We start from the raw sequence: 17,268 nt of genomic DNA, 5'->3' as shown, positions 1-17,268 counted from the left end.
ACTGCGGCGATCAGCGCCGTCGGGCGGCTCCTGCCTCCCGGAGCGCGCCGCTCGGCACGGCTCCGGCATAGGCGACGAGCAGCACGACCAGGATGGTGACCAAGGTCGTCTTCTGGCTCATCGTATTGTTGGAGAGCGCGACGAGCAGGAAGACGGTGGTTCCGATCCAGGCGGCGCGCGGCTGGTGGCGGAGCAGCCGCCAGATCAGCCAGAACACCAGCACTGCGAAGGGGACGGCGAGGATCAGGCCCAACTGAAAGGTCAGGTCGATCGGTGCGGACTCTATGAAGGGCAGGTTCAGCTTGTCGTTGACGATCCGGATGATCTCGGCGGCTTCGGTGCCGAACATCACGTCCTGCCACGTCACGTAGTCGAACACCTTGTACACGTCCGTCCTCGCAAGGAAGTTGTCATCGACGACGCCATTGGCGAAGCGCGACAGAAGTCCGCCTGAGGCAAGCACTGCGAACAGCGCAACGCCCCCGACCAGCATGAGGGTCAGCACCGCCAGCTTCGCCTTGCGCTCCGCAGGACGGCTGAGCGAGGTCCACGGGACCAGCAGGACCAGCACCAGCACCTCGAGGGTGGCAACCATCAGCGCGAGACGAGCGCCCGCCGCCGCGGTGGCGACGAACAGCAGCATCATTGCAGCGATCTTGACCCAGGGCCTCCAGTTGGTCATCGGGACGAAGCCTATCGTGGTCGCACAGATCAGGCCGAGATTTAGCGGATGGCCCGCGAGGCCGATCGGACGAAATGCAGCCTCGCCTTCCGAATAGGCAAAGATGCGAATGCGCGTCGCCACCTCGAACAGCGCCATCGCGGCACTCAGCAGGCCGATGACGATCATCGCATCGCCGAGAAGGCGCCGGTAGGACGGATTTTGCGCCAGGAGGATGAGACCCACCGCCCCGGCGACGAGGTAAGTATCGACGAGATTGCCGATTGAGCCCGCCCGGCCGGTGGCAATGAGAAAGACGACCAGCAGGGTCAACAGGCCACAGAACCGCACGAGATCGCGAAACTTCACAATCTCGTCCCCCCGCAGGAAGACCGGGCGGCTGAACAGCGCTACCGGCAGCAACAGCAGCAGCAGGTACGTGCCGACATGGATCTTTTCGTAGAAGGCGCCGCCTTCGCGGACGTAGTCATAGACCTCGTCGAGGATGGCCGGCGTCACGCAGATGCGGATCACGAGTGCAGTGAGGATGACGAGGAAGAACGCGAACGAGACCGCATTTGCCTGCCGGGTGGTATCGCCGACGGCGCCAGGTCCGGTGGCCGAATAGCTCAAGGCTCGCCCTCAATCGCGCGTCTGCTTTCATGTGCGGCTTAGCATGCCGGAATGGGGGCGACGCCAACGACGTCGAGGTATCCTTAACCGGCCAACCCGTTAATCATTCAGGCAGTTGTGGTTGGCCGAATCCGCTTGGCGGGACTAGGGTTTTTGCACTGCACAGTGGTTAATGCCCATGTCCGACACACTCCCCAATCCGATCCCGAATCTTGCTCAGGCCATCCCCTCCCGGGTTGGTTCCACAGGGGCCGCCAACACCAGTTTGCTGACCTTCGACAGGGTTGATGACGCTGCGCGCTGGGAACGGCTGCTCGAGCAGGCGGACCGCGCTCACAGCGTCCAGGTCTTTGGCTACGGCGAGGCGAAGGCCAGCAAGGGTTGGCGCGTCAGCCGACAGCTCCTGTCATCGCAGGGTCGGCCGGTTGCCATCGTCCAGGCGCTCGAGAAGCGGGTCTTAGGGCTGCGTGTCGTGACCCGCATAAACCGCGGCCCGATGTTCCTTATGCCCGATCCGCCGGCGCACCTGGTAACGGCCGTGTATCGTGCCGTGCGCAATCGCTGGGGCAGGCTGCCGTTCGGCATCTTGCTGCTGGCGCCGGCCCTGGAAGATAAGCCCGAGAACCGCGTGATCATGGCCGACGCGGGGTTCAGGCCACGCAAGGGAAACGGCTGGGGGTCCGCGCGCCTCGATCTCACGCAACCCATCGAGGCCGTGTTCCAGAGCTTCGAGCACAACTGGCGCAAGGCGATCCGCGCCGCCGACAAGGCCGGCGTGAGCGTCCGGGTCGTTGACACCGAGGCCGACCACGAGTGGATGATCGAGCGGCACCTGCAGAACATGGCGGTGAAGGGCTTCCACGGGCATGACGCCGCATTCCTGCGCAGCCTGCGGCGCAGCTCGGGCTCAAACTATGTCCTGTTGCAGGCGATGCATGAAGGCCGGCCAGTGGCGGGGCTCGTCATGCTGAAGTTCGGCAGCATCGCCGACTCCATCGTCGCCTGGTTCGGCGACGAGGGCCGCAAGGTGAAGGCCGGCAACGCCATCACCTGGGGCGCGATCCAGGAAATGCAGCGCCGGGGGTGCCTTCAGTACGACGTCGGCGGCATCAACAGCGACAAGGGCTTTTCGAGCTTCAAGAGCGGCATGAACGGTGAGAAGTATTTCCTCCTCGGCGAGTACGTCGCCTTCTAGCTGGCCCGAGCCGACGTGGAGCCCCGCTAGAGCCGAATGGCGACCTGCCGGCCGACCTCGCCTACCGCGCCGTTCCAGGTGATACGATCCGCCTCGACCTTGAGACCGAACTGCGGCGATACCCACCCGCCCCCGAGCTCGCCGCCACGCTGGACGCTCAGTTCACCCTCATCGAATGCCAGTGAGACAATGGCAGCGCCGTCGCATTGGACCAGCGCGGTCTGCCCTTCGACATGGGCGCGAAGATCCGGAGCCAGCTGGAAGGTCAGCTGGGCTGGCAGACCCCGGTCTGAACCGAGCAGCCGGTCAGTGATAGTGAAGCCGTCATCGGTGCGAACGAGGCTGCGCTGGTGGATGACACCGAAGCGCTTGCGGTAGCCGTCGTGGCTGCCGACGAGGCGCCAGCGCTCGCCTGGCTCATGCTGTTCGAGGCGGCTCGAAGCCTTGTGCGACCAGTTGAAGGCGCCGGAGATGATGCTCTGGTCGGCGCCGGAAACCGACAGCGTGTTGTGCGCGGCGGTGCCACGGAACCAGTCTCGCCACACTCCACCCGAATGATACAGGTAGGTGCCGGGATCGACCAGCACGGGCTTGCCGTCGACGGCAAGCGTAATGGCGAGCGCATCGGCATGGCCGTGAGCGGCGATGGAAAGATAGCCAAGCGGCGCGTGATCGAAGAGCAGGTTGACGGCACGACCGCCGATCTCCTCGTTGACGACGGAATAGCCGCCCGCGGCGAACACGCGCTGTCCCAGCCGTGCCGGCGATTGTTGGATGGCACTTCCGAGGAGAAGGCTGCGGAAATCATCCCCGGCAAGGCCGCATGCCCCCCGTCCGGTGTGGGCGCCGATGGCGTTGGCGACCGAGCCGGGATAGGCGGCCTCGAACGACCCCAGTGTCACGACGCGCCCCTCGTCGTCGTCACCAACCGCGGGCACGGTTCCATCGGCAAGCGACATCCAGGCGATGAACTCGGCGAAGGCATCCAGGCGTTCGCTCGTTGAGTCCGGGAACGGTTGGCCGGCATCGCGCGCCACGACCGAGCAGAGCAGCAGGAACTCGGCGGAGAATGCGCCATAGGTCGGCGACTGCTCGGCGGGGACACCGTCGGCGAGGATCTGGCGTCCCGCTTCTTCCGTGAGCCCGCTGCGGGCTCTCGCCGCCATGCCGGCGGCGAACAGCAGGTCCGGCATGGCAAGGCCGATGAGGAACTCACCGGCCAGCTCGGCGATCAGGTGGTTGTTGGCCGACGAGAAGCGTGATGGATAGCGGGTGAGCCAGACCGCAGTCGCATGCAGGATCGAGCCGATCTGACTGCGGCAGTCAGAGGACAACCGATCACCGACTAGCGATACCACGATCAGCAGCGAGATCGCCCGTAGCGCCAGCTCGATGCCGGAGTTCCAGCCGAGACCGCGAAACGGCGGATTGGCGGCATGCCAGCTGGCGACAGCCGTCTCGATAGCGGCGAGACTGGCTGCGTCGGACGTGAGCAGTGCATGGGCCGCGAGGGGTTGCAGGAACTGCAGCCGGTTCAGTTCCCACACGTACTTGATGTCGCCGAGCTGGCGCTCATGACGATAGGCGATATCGAAGCAGTACTGGTCGGCACCCGGCCAAAGCCCGTTGGTGACCGGATCGAGCCGCCAGAGCTCAGCGGGAAAGAGTTCGATGGCTGCCCGCTGCGGCCACGCCACACCCAGGGCCGCCAACCGGCCGGACAGCACCAGTTCCGCTGCCTGCCCGACCTCGTCCCGGATGTCGGCCGACGCCTTGAGCGCTCGCTCGCGCAAACCCGGCAGCGGCCGAATATCCGCCCCAGGATAGCGCGCCCAGCCCTCTAGCCGGCCGCGGGCCCAGTTCTTCCTGACCTTCTCGCCGACGCGATGGGCGAGTTCGCCCGCGCTCATGGCGCGCAGCCGATTGACGTACCAGCCGAGCGACATGGTTATTTCCCGGACAGCGCCCGGTGATAGGCGGCGACCAGCGGACGCACCTGGTGGTTCCAGCTGAACCGATCCTCGACCCGCTCCCGGCCCAGTTCGCCCATGCGGGCGCGCCGCGCCGGATCGGCGAGCAGTTCGGTGATCTTGGCCGCCATGTCGGCCGGATCGTTGGGCGCGGCGTAGAGCGATGCCTCGCCGGCAGAATAGCGTCCCTCGGTGACCTCGAACTGCACGATCGGCTTGCCGAACGCCATGTACTCGAGGATCTTGTTCATCGTGGACTTGTCGTTCATGGCGTTGACGCGGTCCGGATTGACGCAGACGTCGGCCGTCGACAGCATTTCGAACAGGTCCGCGTCGCTGATGCGACCGGGCATGTCGACGAAGTCCTGCAGGTCCAGTTCCCGAACCTGCGCGCGGAGCTGTTCGAGCTCCGGCCCGCTGCCCGCAATGCAGAACTGGATGTCGGTGCGGCCCTGCCGGACGACGATGTCCTGCACGGCCTCGAGCAGGAGGTCGACGCCTTCCTGCGCGCCCATCACCCCGACATAGCCGACCAGGTGCTCCCGCCCACGCTTCCACCGCGGATTGGGAGCAACCGGCTTGATCTTGTTCAGATCGGGGCCGCTGCGCACCACGAACACGTCGCCGGGCTGCTTCCTGCCGCGTTCGATGGCGATGTCGCGATAGCTGTGATTGGTGGCGATCGAGACGTCGGCCAGCGCGAAGGTCAGCCGTTCGAGCAGCAGCATCAGCCGCCAGAACAGGTCGCGCCGGCCGAACTTGGCCTCGTAGAGCTCCGGGTTGATGTCGTGGTGGTCGAACACGAAGCGCTTGCCGAACGGCTTGAACAGCATGGCGACGAGGAAGATCAGGTCGGGCGGATTGCAGGCGTGGATAGCGTCGAACCCATGCTTGCGCAGCACCTTGAACGCCAGCAGCGTCTCCCAGAACAGGGCGGCGCCGTATTCCTTGAGATAGCCAATGGGCCCGTTGCCTTCGGCCGGCAGCGGGTGACGGTAGACGTGGATGCCGTCGATCAGCTCGTAGCGCTTGGTGTAGCCCTTTGCGATCGGGCAGATGACGCTGACCAGCGCACCGGCCTTGCTGAGCGTCGTCGCCTCCAGCCAGACGCGACGATCGAACGGCACCGGCAGGTTCTCGACGATGATCAGCACCTTCTTGCCGGCGAGCGGCGCATCGCCCAGCGCATTGCTTCCGGGCCGCGCAACGTCCAGGACCGGGGCGAACGGCCCCTCGGCAATCAGGCTCATGGGATGGTGCTCACATCGACGACATTGCTAGAGCGCAGGGTCAGGCCGCGCTGCAGGCCATTGGCAGCGACCACGAGGTCGAACTCGCCGGCTTCCGCCTCGTCCTTGTCGATCAGCAACTCACCGATCTTGGGCAGCTGCGAGTAAGCGTAGCCAAGGTTTTGGCCGATCAGCTTCGTCGCATCGAGCCCCGAGTCATAGATCGACACATCGAAGCCGGCGGTGATCAGCCGCCGCGCCATGTCGACATTGGGGCTTTCGCGCAGATCGTCGGTGTTGGCTTTGAAGGCCAGCCCGAGCAGCAGCACCTTGGCGCCCGGCGCCAGGTTCCGGACGATGTTGTCGAACTGGTAGTGCTTGTGCGCTTCGTTGGTGCGCAGCACCGCATCGAGCAGATGGGTGTTCGCGCCGACATCGCTCGAGATGTGCTGCAGCGCCCGGACATCCTTGGGCAGGCAGGAGCCGCCGAACGCCCCGCCGGGCCGGGTATAGTAGGCCGAGATGTTCAGCTTGGTGTCCGACACGAAGATCTCGTGCACCTTGGCGGCGCTGATATCGAGCTGCTGGCAGATGCGGCCGATCTCGTTGGCGAAGGCGATCTTGACCGCATGCCACGAGTTGTCGACGAACTTGGTGAGCTCGGACTCGCGGTAACCAACATGGAAGGTCTGAGCCTGGATGCCTTCGTGCATCCGGTCCATGGCCGGGGACGGCAGGCCATCGACCGTGCCGATGACGATCTTGGGCGGATTGAAGAAATCCGCGATGGCCGACGATTCCCGCAGGAACTCCGGATTGTAGACGAGCTCGATGAGGTCGCCGAAATTCTCGCCCAGGATCGAGCGGAAGATCGGGGCGATCAGCCCGTCGATGGTGCCGGGCCGAATGGTCGAGCGATAGGCGACCGTCAGCCGGTTCGACCGGTTGCGCCGCACCCCGACGGCGATCTGGCGCGTCACTTCCGCGATGTGGCTGAGGTTGTGCGAGCCGTCGATGGCGCTCGGCGTGCCGACGCAGACCAGCGCGACATCGGCGTCATCCAGCAGACCATCGACCACGGTCGAGCCCTGCAGCAGGCCCTTGTCCCGTGCCGCGGCCAGCAGTTCGTCGAGGCCTGGCTCGAGCACCGGCGGGATACCGGCCTGGAAGTCCAGCACCTTGCTCTCGCTGACGTCGATACCGACGATGTGGTGACCTTGACTTGCCAGGCAGCCAGCCGTGGTACTGCCGACATAACCAAGCCCGAAGACAGCGATTTTCATGGGACGCACCGTAGAATCGTTAGGCAGCGCAGGTGCTGAAGCCAGCCAGGCTGTCATCAGCAGACTCTCTTCAACCTGTTGATTCAGCTGTAACTAAGCAGACGCCCCGGCACACCTTGAACCAAGTGTTAATACTAATGCATAAACTTGCATCTATTTAGCACAGGACTTAACCAAGAAACCCCATTCGGCAGGCCGCGGGCAGAGGCCGGTATATAAGGCTCCCACGAAGGATCACCTGAACCGGGACGCTGCCGCGATGTCCGAGATCACTGACAGGCCAATCTCCGACACGTTCCAGTCCGGCGCGCGTGCGTTCGCGCGACTGGGCGGCGACGACGACACCGAACACGAGGCCATCATGGCGAGGCTGAATCGTTCGGCCGGGCCGACCAGGGCCCGGGCCGAAGCGCCTCGGCCCGCCGTCGCGCCGCCCCTCTCGCCGAACTACGGTGAGCCGGCCCCTGTTCCAGTGGAAACCGTGACGCTCAACAAGATCGGCGACTTCCTGGAGCTCGATCTGGGCAGGCTTTTTACCTGGCTGGGTCGTGGCAGGAAGCTGGCCACGGGACTCGCGCTGGTCGGCGCCGTCGCCGGCGGGCTCTTCGGTGTGTTCGGCACCCCCAGGTTCACCGTCTCGACCGACATCATGATCGACCCGGTCAACCTGCAGGTCGTGTCCGACGATCTTTTCCAGCAACCCGGACAGGCGGACTCGGCGCTTCTCAATGCCGGTAGCAAGCTGCGCGTGCTCACCTCGGGCAACGTGCTGCTGCGCGTCGTCGACGAACTGAACCTGACCGCTGACAAGGAATTCTACGACCCGACGCCCGGGTTCTCGCTCTCCTCGCTGCTGCCGCTGGGTGGCGACAAGGCCGAGCCCAATCCGCGCCTCGCGGCGCTCGCGGCGCTGACCCGGAAAGTCAGCACCGAGGCCGATGAGAAGAGCTTCGTCGCGACGCTGCGCGTCTCCGCCCAGACGCCTCAGAAGGCGGTCGCGATAGCCAACGCCATGGTCGACGCCTTCCAGGCCGAGCTGGCGACTGCGGAGTCGTCGGGCGCTGCGCGCACCGCGGACTCCCTGAACCAGCGGCTCGACGAGCTGAAGGGCGCAGTGCGGACCGCGGAAGAAAAGGTGGAGGCCTACAAGCGGGCCAACAACCTGTCGGCCAGTGCGGGCGAGCTGGTGAGCAACCAGACGCTGACCCAGTACAACGCCCAGGTCGTGGAAGCGCAGGCACGGGTGATCGCGGCGCAGTCGGCCTATGACGAACTGGTAGCGGCAGGCGGCAATGCCTCCACAGCCGATACACAGGCCTCGGCGGCGCTCGCCGGAGTTCGCGCCCGGATTTCGGAGCTGCGGGCGCAGCTCGACAGCCAGTCGATGGTCTATGGCCCACGCCACCCCACCGTTACCAGGCTCAATGTGGAACTGGCTGTGGCGCAGTCGGAACTCGATGCCGAGATCAGCCGCGTCGTCACTGCCGCCAGGGTCACGCTGGATGAGGCCAGCTCCGCGCTCCGGGCCCTGACCGCGAAGGCGGATGCGCTGAAGGCCAGCGTCTTCTCCGACAACGAGGCGCTGGTGGCGCTGCGCGAACTGGAGCGCGACGCAGCCAGCAAGACCACGATCTACGAAGCTTTCCTGAGCCGCGCCAAGCAGGTCGCCGAGCGCGAGCAGATCGACGCCACCAACGTCCGGGTCATCTCGCCGGCCGTGCCGCCGAGCGACCGCTCGTCGCCGCCCAAGACCCTCGTCCTGTTGTTCGCAGGCGCTGTCGGCGGCTTCGCAGTCGGCATGCTGATCGCGGTGATCCTCGGGATCTGGCGGGATCTCAAGCGCGGACGTCACGAGCAATCCCTCTCGGCCGCCTGAGGCCGAAACGCCGAGGCGCCCTGCCGGACGCCTCCCCTCCCAGGATCCTAGAACAACTGCTCGAGTTCGGCCGCGGCTTTGTTCCAGCTGAACCGGGCAGCGTTGGCGCGCGCCAGATCGGCGAGCCCCGTATGTGCGACACGATCGATCGCGACGCCGGCGATAGCGTCGGCAATGGCCTCGGGGTTCAGTGGATCAAAGAAGCGGGCCCCCTGCCCGGCGACTTCCCTCAGGACGTCGATATCGGAGCAGACGACCGGAACACCGAACTTCTGTGCCTCCACCACCGGCAGGCAGAAGCCCTCTGTGAGCGATGGCGCGACGTAGAAGTCGGCGTGCGCATACCAGGTCGCTAGCTGCTCGTCGTCGACCCGCCCGGGAAGGATGAAGCTCTTGAGTTCGGGGAAGCGCGCGAGGCTGTCGCGCACCATGTCGCCGTTGTCCTTGCCGATCCAGACGATCGGCGCCTCCTGCCCGCGGCGACGCAGCAGCTCGGCTGCCTCGATGAGGCGCGGCAGGTTCTTGGTGGGCATGTTGCTCGAGACACACAGGCCGTAGCGGCCCGGCATCGGCCGCTGCGCGGCGGGTACGGCGCGGATGGTCGATGCTTCATGCACCGTCACCGCCTTCGTCGCCGCGCCGGGATAGTGCCTGCGGAACTCGGCGGCGGTCGCGCCGGAGACGCAGACCACCTGCGACGAGGCGGCAACCGACATCGGAAAGTAGAGGTTCCAGCCGAGCTGGTAGTGCCAGCTGTGCAACTCGGGATGAGTGCGGCGGTAGAGATCGTGAAGCACGAGGATGCGCTTGCGGCCACCGGCGATCGGCGCGAGCGGCCAGGGCGTGAAGACGGTATCGATATCGTGCTGGCGAGCGGTCATGCCGACCTGCACCGTCTCCAGCCAGAATTGCAGCTTCTCGCTGGGCGTTGCCTTGCCGCGAACGATCTTCACGCCGTCCAGCGGCAAATGGCGCTCCAGCCACGCCTGCTTCCAGCTGGTGAGCAGCACGTACTCGTGCCGCCGACGCTCCAGCAGCGCCGCGTAGGTACGCGTGGTGTACATGGCGATGCCGGAGAGCTGTTCCGATCCTGCGCCCAGGAGGTTGAGGAGAACTCGAGCCATATGGGTTACCCGCGCGCCCGTCTGCTGGGCGTCCAACTTCCGGCCGGCGTGGTGATGGCAAGACTGCGCGGGAGCATTGACGATGGCCTCTCGTTTGGGGTGCCCCGGCGCCTAGCACGGCGAAGGTAGGGGTGCCCGATGGATGTCCGGCTATCCTTAATCGACGGAGTTGGCGGCATCAGGCAAAGCCGATGCGCGCCCGCACCTTGCCGGCGAAGGCGCGCGTCTCGTCGGGATAGTTCAGGGCAGTAAGCCCGAGGAAGACAAGGCCGCCCGTCGTGCCGCCGGCCGCCAGCTTGAACAGCGACCAGGCCCCGCCGAGCAGCGTGCTCGCGATGTAGGCAGAGACGCCCGTGGCGACAGCGATGCCGACCGAGGTGGCGAGGCCGCGCCAGTCGACGGGAATGGGCGTCAGCATGCGCGAGACGACGATCGCCGAAGCGAGGCTGGCCAGCATGCCGCCCGCCAGCGCCACCGCGGCTCCGACCTCCGCCAGATGCGGAATGACGAGGAACGACAGGACCACCGTGACGATCGAGCCCGGAGCACCGACGATGAGCAGCAGCCATGGCCGCTTGTGGGCATGGATCACGTTCTGGAACACGAAAGTCGAGAAATTCGACGCCATCACGGCGACGGCAATCAGCGGGAAGAGCTGGCCGACCGGCCCCAGATAGTCGTGCGGGAGCAGCAGGTCGGCAATATCGGTGCTGAGCGCGACGAGCAGCGCTGCGACCGGGAAGCTCAGCCGGGCGAGTAGGCTCATCTGGTGCGAGAGGAACGCCGCGGCGGCGGCCGGCCCCTCGCGATCGAAGCGGCTCACCATTTCGGGAAAGCCGCCCATGTTGATGGCATTGGCGATGGTGTCGATCGGCTGCCGCGCCAGCGCGTAGGCCGCGGCGAACACCGCGACCGCGCCCGCATCGTAGTAGAGCTTGAGCAGCACGCGCTCGACGCTGTTGAGCCCGAAGCTGACGATCGCCAGCGCGATCAGCGGAATACCCAGGGCAAAGAGCTCACCATGCGTGAAGCGCGCCGGGCCGGCCACCGTGCGTGGAAGCGCGAGGCGCAGCCCGACGAGACCGGCAAGCAGCGTGGCCGCCGATGACGCGAGCGAGACGACGAGGAAGCTGTGCGGCGCCAGCATGACGGCGACAACCGGCAGCACGAGCTGCAATGCGGCGCGCACGAACTCGAGCAGCGAATAGGCTCCGTGCCGCTGTTGCATCTGCAACACCGTAAGCGCGAACCGGCTGACCGCGCCGACGATGAGGTAGACGCAGACCGCCGCGGCGAACTCTGCCCAACGCTCGGGCACGACCAGGCCCGACGCGACTGCCGATACCACGAGGCCAACGAGAGTCGTCACCGCCAGCACGCGCGCCGCAAGCGCGAGGCTGCCGCGGCTGATCTCGCCCTTGCCGCCCAACCGGAGCAGCGCGATGCGCAGCCAGTTGGTGACAGCGGAGTCGGTAAGCTCGCCGACCGTCACCACCAGCGCGAGCAGCCCGTACTCGGTCTGGTCGATCAGCCTGGTGGCAATGACGAGCAGCAGCAGTGCCGAGAGGCGCGTGAACAGGATCGCCGGCGCATAGATGAGTGTAGAACGCAGCAGCACAGCGAGTTTCCGGGCCCGGTCTTTCGAAATCGGCACTTCGCCCTACGCCAGTTCAGCTCGCGCCGATAGTTAATCGCCGGTGTAAGGTGAATGACGGCAATTGTATCTAAACCGGCGAACGTAAACCTTCTTCCCACTGTTCGCTTTCGTACCCCCGTTGCCGCGTTTATGACGGGCACATGCTGCAGCGCCTCACCGATCAGAAAACCATGCACGTGCTCGTCGCCACCCCCGGTACCGATCAGGGCGGCATCGACCGCGTCATGGCATCCCTGAGGGAACAGCTGGAGCGCGACGCGGCGCCCGGCTTCGAGGTCGAGTTCGCCGCCACCCGCGGACCCCGCCATATCGCGCTCTCACCTCTCTATCTGGGCGCCTTCCTGGCGCGCGTGGCAGCGCTCAAGACGACCGGCAAGCTCGATGTGGTCCACATCAACCTTGCCAGCATCGGCAGCACCTATCGCAAGCTCATCATCGCCCGTTGGTGCCGAGCCCTTGGCGTGCCTTATGTCATCCACCTGCACGGCGCCGACTACCGCGAATACTGGCAGGAACAGGTCTCGCCCTGGCTGGCCAAGCGCATCCATTCAATGTTCGCGCATGCGGCGCGGATCATCGTGCTCGGCCGCGTCTGGGCCGAGTTCATTGCACTCCAGGTGCCCGAGGCCCGAGACCGCATCGTCGTTCTCGCGAACGCCAGCGCGCGCCCCACCCTGCCCCAGCGCGGCGGCGGCGACCGGGTGCACATCCTGTTCCTCGGCCGGCTCGGCGAGCGCAAGGGCGTGCCGCAGCTGACCGAAGCGCTCAAGCGCATTCAGGGCCTGCCGGACTGGCGCGCCACCATCGCCGGTGACGGCGAAGTGGAGGCCTCTCGCGCCAAGGTCGCCGAGTATGGCCTGAGCGACCGCATCGACCTGCCGGGCTGGGTCGGCCCCGAAGGGGTCGCCGAACTTATCGCGACGGCCGACATCCTCGTGCTGCCGAGCTTCTCGGAAAACCTGCCCGTCTCGGTCATCGAGGGCATGGCGGCCGGGCTCGCCGTGGTCGCCACTCCGGTGGGTGCCGTCGAGGACATCATGGAAAACGAGCGCACCGGGCTGCTGGTGCCACCCGGTGACGTCGATGCCCTGACCCACGCCCTCACCCGCGTCGTCACCGACCCAGTTCTGCGGGCGCGGCTGGGCGCCGAGGCGCAGCAGTTTCACCGCAGGGTGCTGGATCTCGCGCCCTATGCGCAAGCCACGCGCTCCCTGTGGCGCGATGCCGCTCAACATTAACACTAAACTAACCTTTCGGTTCAGCGAGCGCCCCCCAGCCTCTATCGATGGTGCCGGCCCGGTGCGCGGCCTGGGATGACTGTCTTGGCAATTGACGTTGCTCCGAATTCTCAGCGCTTGCTGGCCACGGACGGGCAGCAGTTCTCAGGCAGCATTGTCGCACGCGTCAGTACCAGTGACGCCGAATGGCGCGCCCTGATGGACGCGGCGCCAGTGGGCCACATGCCGCAGGATCTGAGCTATGCCGCCGGCAAGGCAGCGACCGGCTGGCCCTCGCGGCGGCTGGTGTTCTATGCCGGCCAGCGGCCGGTTGCCTTCGCTGTGGTGCTCGAGTTCCGCCGGCTCGGCATCAAGCTGCTCCATCGGGTCAACCGTGGGCCGGTGCTGCTGGATGCCGCACCAAGCGATGAGCTGGTGCTCGGTGTCTATCGCGCCCTGCGCCGGACTGTCGGGCGGCTTTGGACCACACCCCTGCTGATCGCTCCGGCTCTCGAAAAGACCGAACGTAGTGTCGCACTGCTGCGCGAGGCGGGCTACATCCGTCGTGAGGCCGACTCCTGGCGCTCGGGCCGGATCGACCTTCGGCCGGACGAACACCAGATCTGGATGGGCTTCGCCTCGACCTTTCGCAATCGGCTCCGCAAAGCCGAAAGGGCTGGTGCCGAACTCCGTATCGCGGACGATGCGGCGACCTATCAATGGATGATTGCTCGCCACGTCGAGAACATGCGCGACAAGCAGTTCAGGGCGGCCGGTCCCGACTTGCTGAACGCCCTGCGGGAAGCCGAGCCAGGCAACATGCTGGTGTTCCAGCTTCTGCACGGGGGCGCCGCGGTCGCCGCCATGTCGGTGCTGCGCTTCGGCCGCACCGCCGAGTACCATGTCGGCTGGTTCGGACCGGAAGGGCGCAGCATCAACGCCGGCAACCTCCTGATGTGGAGCGCCGTGCGCGAGATGAAGCGCCGTGGCGTCACGAGTTTCGACCTCGGCGGACTCCGGATCGGCGACGGGTACACCCAGTTCAAGAGAACGATGAGGCCGGTTGAGTATGAGCTCGCCGGCGAGTGGATCAGCATTTGAGGTGGTTGCAATGGGCATGATGGACGTGGCGCGCGGCGCCTATGCGCGGGCTCCCCGGTTCGTGCGCCAGTCTCTGGCGCCGCTGGTCTCGCTGGTGCCGACGGGCATGAAGTTCGGCGGTACCTACCGTATGTGGCGCGAGCGTATCGCCTCCAGCGCCAACGACCCCGCCTACGCAAATGCGGGGCACCTCAAGGCGCTGCGCGACCTGTTGCGCAAGGCGCATGACAACAGTCCGTTCTACCGTGATTTCCTCGACCGGCACCTGGGCGTAGGCTTCGACTACGACAGCGCGCTGCCTAAGGACCTGCTTCGCCTGCCTATCCTCAAGAAGACCGATCTCGAGGCGGCGGGCGACGCCGTACTGACCGTACCGCGCTCGAGCGTCGACCGTGCCGACACCAGCGGCTCCAATGCCGAGCGGCCCTTCGGCTTCTATCTCGACCGCGACCGCAGCCCGCGCGAGATGGCCTATGTCCACGACAGCTGGAGCCGCGCCGGATTCACCGAGCGCGACAGCAAGATCGTGCTGCGCGGTGTGGGCCTCGATCGCCGCGGCCGCATCAGCTCGGAGTGGGAACCCGCGCTGCGCGAACTGCGCCTCTCGGTGTTCCCGATGCACCGGGCCGACGTTGCCCGCTACGCCGACCTGATCGATCGGTACGGTGTCCGCTACCTCTACGGCTACCCGTCCGCGATCGAACTGATGGGGCGCCACATGGTCGCGCTGAAGCGGCAGTTCAAGCGGCCGCTCAAGGGCATCCTGCCAATTTCGGAGCCGCTGCTGCAACACCAGCGCGACACCATCGAAGCGGCATTCGGCCCGACGCCGATCGCCAATTTCTACGGCCTCAGCGAGAAGGTGCTGTTCGCCAACGAGAGCATGACGGAACCCGGACTCTACAGCTTTGAGCCGCTCTACGGGCTGGCCGAGTTGGTGGATGAGGACGACCAACCGATCACGGAGCCAGGCCGCGAGGGTCGGCTGATCGGTACCGGGTTCCTCTCCACCGGCATGCCATTCATCCGCTACGACACGCATGACAGGGCCGCTCTGGTGGAGCTGCCGACCCAAGCCAACGGCCAACGCCTGCGCGTGTCGAACATCGTTCCACGCCGGAAGCCCAACTATCTCGTCGCCTCCGACGGCGGCCGCATCGTCTCGACCGACCTGACCCCGGAGAAACCACGCTTCTTCACCGGCGTCGAGGAGTTCCAGTTCGTTCAGGAGGAGCCGGGCAAGGTGACGATACGCTACATCGCTGCCGAGGGCGGCACGGAGCAGGACGCCCTGAGGCTGGCCGCGGATCTGCACGAGCGTGTGCGCCAGCGCGTGACCTTCTCCGTCGAGCACGCGGAAACCCTCGCCGGCGGTCGCGGCGGCAAGCGCGCCTTCATCGACCAGCGTCTGGACCTGAGCAAGTACTGATCAGTCGGGCTGCAGCCCCAGCGCCCGCAGCATCTGTGTATCGGGGACCGCCGGCCCGGTCGGCAGGATCACGCTCATCCCCCACGGATTGGCGTACTCCCAGACCGACCATGGGATCCCATGCCGCTCCGCCGCGAGGCGGACCGCTTCGAGATACCGCAGGCGGTCGGGAGCGAAGGCGCCCATGCGGCCGTCATCGGACATCTCGATCACGCCGAACTCGCCCATGAACAGCCGGCTGGCCGGGATATCGTGCCGGGCAGCCCAGTCCAGCGCTTCACCGATCCGCGCGGCCACCTGGCTCTCCCCCCAGCCTTCGGTGAAATACTCGGAAATCACCGGGCCGAGCCTCAGCACGGTCCGCTCCTGTTCAGCCTCGTCGACCCCGGCGGCCGCCATGTGGGCCCGGAGCATCTCGCTCGTCGCGCCGGCAGAGCCCGAGGACGCCGGCCAGGGCAGGCTCGACGCAAAGCCACCCTCATCCTCCGGGCGCTGATGGGTGAAGACGTGCGGCTCGTACATGTGGAAGCTGAAGTAGAGGTTGGAATCGTCGAAATCCGGATCGAGATCGACCAGCCCGCTGACGTCCCCTCCGCAGGCGCCGGTGGCGACAACGGTCAGCTCGGCGCTCACCGCGCGGATGGCGGACATCGCGCTGGTCATGATCTCCTGCCACTGCCCATCGCCACGCCCCTCGCACGGATAGTGCTGCGGTTCGTTGAAGGGCTCGAACGCCACCCTGTCGGTACCGAGCGGCACCAGCATCCGGGCAACATCAGCAGTCATCGCCACGTACCGGGCGACCGAGGCGCTGTCCGCCCGCTGCTCGATGATGGCGTCGCCGCCATAGGCCGGCACCTGCGGTACGATGTGGAGGTTGAGCACCACCTTGAGCCCACTCGCCGCCACGCGGTTCACGCTCGCCGCCAGCACATCCAGCGCCTCCTGCCGCTTCTCGCCATCGGTGGCCAGAAGCGGGCCGGGATCGACCGTCAGGCGGACGAAATCGAAACCGAGCGATCTGATGCGAACGAACTCATCCCCGGCCGGCCAATCGGCGAGATCGCGATAGCGGCTGCGCCACTCGTCCACGCTCTGGTAAGGCGGCCAGCGATAGGAGCCGTCCGCGGCCAGCGGCGACCAGTTCAGCCACTCGTGCACACCGACACCCCGCTGCAGCGCCAGCGGGACAGCCGCAGCCGGCCAGGCCGCCAGCAGGAACACGGCCAGCATCACGATGCGCATGTCGACACCTCCCCCGTCTGCGACGACACTAGCTTCACTATGTTCGAACTTGAAGAACTGATGGCAAAGGAGGAGGGATACTTCCGCATACCTGAAACGCAAGTATTGCTGGGCTCGCTCGTCATCCGAGGTAGCGAACGAGGTCGTGTCGATCTGGAGGCAATGGCCGAGTCCAAGGCACCCTGCGCTGGGGAAGCGGATTGTCGGGAGTTCGCGCCTCCGCCGACGGAACTGCGGCCTCGAGAGCGGCGCGCAGCAGGCTCTCGGCCTCGGCGCTGGCGCCGCGCCGGATGAGTGCGAGCGCTTCGGCCAGCTGCGTTTCGGTCGGCATCTCGCGCGATCCCTGCCCCATTTGTCCGGCGGCAGCTATGCCTCAGGCGGGCGGCGCTGCCAACTGGGCAAAACAAAACCCCGCCGGCTTGCGCGGGCGGGGTTTGTTGTTCGGTTTCGTATGAGACCACATGCTTTTGGCAGACCTGGCAGCGACCTACTCTCCCAAGTCTTGAGACTTAGTACCATCGGCGCAAAGGGCTTTAACGGTCGAGTTCGGGATGGGATCGGGTTCTGGGGCCCCTGCAATTACCACCAGATCGGCGAAAAGCATGCGGGTGAATTCTGGTTTTCAGCCTGCCGGCGCGAGGCCTAGCA

Annotated in this window: 13 protein-coding genes and 1 rRNA gene; 5 read left to right on the top strand and 9 right to left on the bottom strand. The window is 66.0% G+C overall.

Translation table 11 applies throughout. The features are described 5' to 3' along the window. Window positions 1–10: 10 nt before the first annotated feature. Window positions 11–1,294 carry a VpsF family polysaccharide biosynthesis protein gene (locus tag PRN20_RS21475; protein WP_273959705.1) on the bottom strand — a complete coding sequence of 428 codons (1,284 nt, stop codon included), beginning with the start codon at window positions 1,292–1,294 and terminating at the stop codon, window positions 11–13. Between the two features lie 178 nt (window positions 1,295–1,472). On the opposite strand from PRN20_RS21475, the gene PRN20_RS21470 reads away from it, so the two are divergent. Then, a complete protein-coding gene (locus tag PRN20_RS21470; protein WP_273959704.1) occupies window positions 1,473–2,489 on the top strand; it encodes a lipid II:glycine glycyltransferase FemX in 1,017 nt (338 codons plus the stop codon). A gap of 26 nt (window positions 2,490–2,515) precedes the next feature. Here PRN20_RS21470 and PRN20_RS21465 read toward each other — a convergent pair whose 3' ends face one another. The 3 genes from PRN20_RS21465 to PRN20_RS21455 are packed head-to-tail and all read right to left on the bottom strand — an operon-like array spanning window position 2,516 to window position 6,971. After that, on the bottom strand, window positions 2,516–4,435 hold the full coding sequence (locus tag PRN20_RS21465; RefSeq protein WP_273959703.1) for a heparinase II/III family protein: 1,920 nt from the start codon (window positions 4,433–4,435) through the stop codon (window positions 2,516–2,518). A gap of 2 nt (window positions 4,436–4,437) precedes the next feature. Further along, window positions 4,438–5,709 (bottom strand): glycosyltransferase family 4 protein, encoded by a 1,272-nt coding sequence (locus tag PRN20_RS21460; RefSeq protein ID WP_273959702.1) that lies wholly within the window; start codon window positions 5,707–5,709, stop codon window positions 4,438–4,440. After that, window positions 5,706–6,971, bottom strand: coding sequence for a nucleotide sugar dehydrogenase (locus PRN20_RS21455; RefSeq protein ID WP_273959701.1), 1,266 nt, complete (start codon window positions 6,969–6,971; stop codon window positions 5,706–5,708). The genes PRN20_RS21460 and PRN20_RS21455 overlap by 4 nt, the downstream gene beginning before the upstream one ends. Before the next feature lie 259 nt (window positions 6,972–7,230). Between PRN20_RS21455 and PRN20_RS21450 the strand changes: the two genes are divergently transcribed. Then, on the top strand, window positions 7,231–8,847 hold the full coding sequence (locus tag PRN20_RS21450) for a GumC family protein (RefSeq protein WP_273959700.1): 1,617 nt from the start codon (window positions 7,231–7,233) through the stop codon (window positions 8,845–8,847). Window positions 8,848–8,894: 47 nt separating this feature from the next. On the opposite strand, the gene PRN20_RS21445 is transcribed toward PRN20_RS21450, so the two are convergent. Further along, window positions 8,895–9,971 (bottom strand): glycosyltransferase family 4 protein, encoded by a 1,077-nt coding sequence (locus PRN20_RS21445; protein ID WP_273959699.1) that lies wholly within the window; start codon window positions 9,969–9,971, stop codon window positions 8,895–8,897. Window positions 9,972–10,149: 178 nt separating this feature from the next. Further along, window positions 10,150–11,589, bottom strand: a complete 1,440-nt coding sequence (locus PRN20_RS21440; RefSeq protein WP_273959698.1) for an oligosaccharide flippase family protein — start codon at window positions 11,587–11,589, stop codon at window positions 10,150–10,152. Window positions 11,590–11,768: 179 nt separating this feature from the next. Between PRN20_RS21440 and PRN20_RS21435 the strand changes: the two genes are divergently transcribed. The 3 genes from PRN20_RS21435 to PRN20_RS21425 all read left to right on the top strand — a co-directional run bounded on the left by PRN20_RS21435 (window position 11,769) and on the right by PRN20_RS21425 (window position 15,375). Continuing rightward, window positions 11,769–12,866, top strand: a complete 1,098-nt coding sequence (locus tag PRN20_RS21435; protein ID WP_273959697.1) for a glycosyltransferase family 4 protein — start codon at window positions 11,769–11,771, stop codon at window positions 12,864–12,866. Window positions 12,867–13,064: 198 nt separating this feature from the next. After that, window positions 13,065–13,946 (top strand): GNAT family N-acetyltransferase, encoded by an 882-nt coding sequence (locus PRN20_RS21430; protein WP_273959696.1) that lies wholly within the window; start codon window positions 13,065–13,067, stop codon window positions 13,944–13,946. A gap of 10 nt (window positions 13,947–13,956) precedes the next feature. Continuing rightward, the gene (locus PRN20_RS21425; protein ID WP_273959694.1) at window positions 13,957–15,375 is read left to right on the top strand and encodes a hypothetical protein; all 1,419 of its coding nucleotides are present in this window, start codon (window positions 13,957–13,959) and stop codon (window positions 15,373–15,375) included. Here the strand turns inward: PRN20_RS21425 and PRN20_RS21420 are convergent, their stop codons facing one another. The 3 genes from PRN20_RS21420 to rrf form a co-directional block, all read right to left on the bottom strand. After that, window positions 15,376–16,620: a glycoside hydrolase family 5 protein gene (locus PRN20_RS21420; RefSeq protein ID WP_273959693.1), complete on the bottom strand. Its 1,245-nt coding sequence runs from the start codon at window positions 16,618–16,620 to the stop codon at window positions 15,376–15,378. It lies immediately after the preceding gene. Window positions 16,621–16,741: 121 nt separating this feature from the next. Then, window positions 16,742–16,951: a hypothetical protein gene (locus PRN20_RS21415; protein WP_273959692.1), complete on the bottom strand. Its 210-nt coding sequence runs from the start codon at window positions 16,949–16,951 to the stop codon at window positions 16,742–16,744. Window positions 16,952–17,094: 143 nt separating this feature from the next. Then, window positions 17,095–17,210, bottom strand: a 5S ribosomal RNA gene (gene rrf, locus PRN20_RS21410). Window positions 17,211–17,268 lie beyond the last annotated feature (58 nt).

The organism is Devosia sp. ZB163 (assembly GCF_028613635.1).
Lineage (GTDB): Bacteria > Pseudomonadota > Alphaproteobacteria > Rhizobiales > Devosiaceae > Devosia_A.
Note: the sequence above shows the minus strand (reverse complement) of the source record. Positions and strands in the feature narration are given on the sequence as shown.

Coding starts and splice junctions, on each gene's coding strand:
- PRN20_RS21425 (WP_273959694.1), top strand. CDS start 13,957: ATGGGCATGATGGACGTGGCGCGCGGCGCCTATGCGCGGGCTCCCCGG.
- PRN20_RS21420 (WP_273959693.1), bottom strand. CDS start 16,620: ATGCGCATCGTGATGCTGGCCGTGTTCCTGCTGGCGGCCTGGCCGGCT.
- PRN20_RS21455 (WP_273959701.1), bottom strand. CDS start 6,971: ATGAAAATCGCTGTCTTCGGGCTTGGTTATGTCGGCAGTACCACGGCT.
- PRN20_RS21465 (WP_273959703.1), bottom strand. CDS start 4,435: ATGTCGCTCGGCTGGTACGTCAATCGGCTGCGCGCCATGAGCGCGGGC.
- PRN20_RS21415 (WP_273959692.1), bottom strand. CDS start 16,951: ATGCCGACCGAAACGCAGCTGGCCGAAGCGCTCGCACTCATCCGGCGC.
- PRN20_RS21445 (WP_273959699.1), bottom strand. CDS start 9,971: ATGGCTCGAGTTCTCCTCAACCTCCTGGGCGCAGGATCGGAACAGCTC.
- PRN20_RS21450 (WP_273959700.1), top strand. CDS start 7,231: ATGTCCGAGATCACTGACAGGCCAATCTCCGACACGTTCCAGTCCGGC.
- PRN20_RS21435 (WP_273959697.1), top strand. CDS start 11,769: ATGCTGCAGCGCCTCACCGATCAGAAAACCATGCACGTGCTCGTCGCC.
- PRN20_RS21470 (WP_273959704.1), top strand. CDS start 1,473: ATGTCCGACACACTCCCCAATCCGATCCCGAATCTTGCTCAGGCCATC.
- PRN20_RS21460 (WP_273959702.1), bottom strand. CDS start 5,709: ATGAGCCTGATTGCCGAGGGGCCGTTCGCCCCGGTCCTGGACGTTGCG.
- PRN20_RS21430 (WP_273959696.1), top strand. CDS start 13,065: ATGGACGCGGCGCCAGTGGGCCACATGCCGCAGGATCTGAGCTATGCC.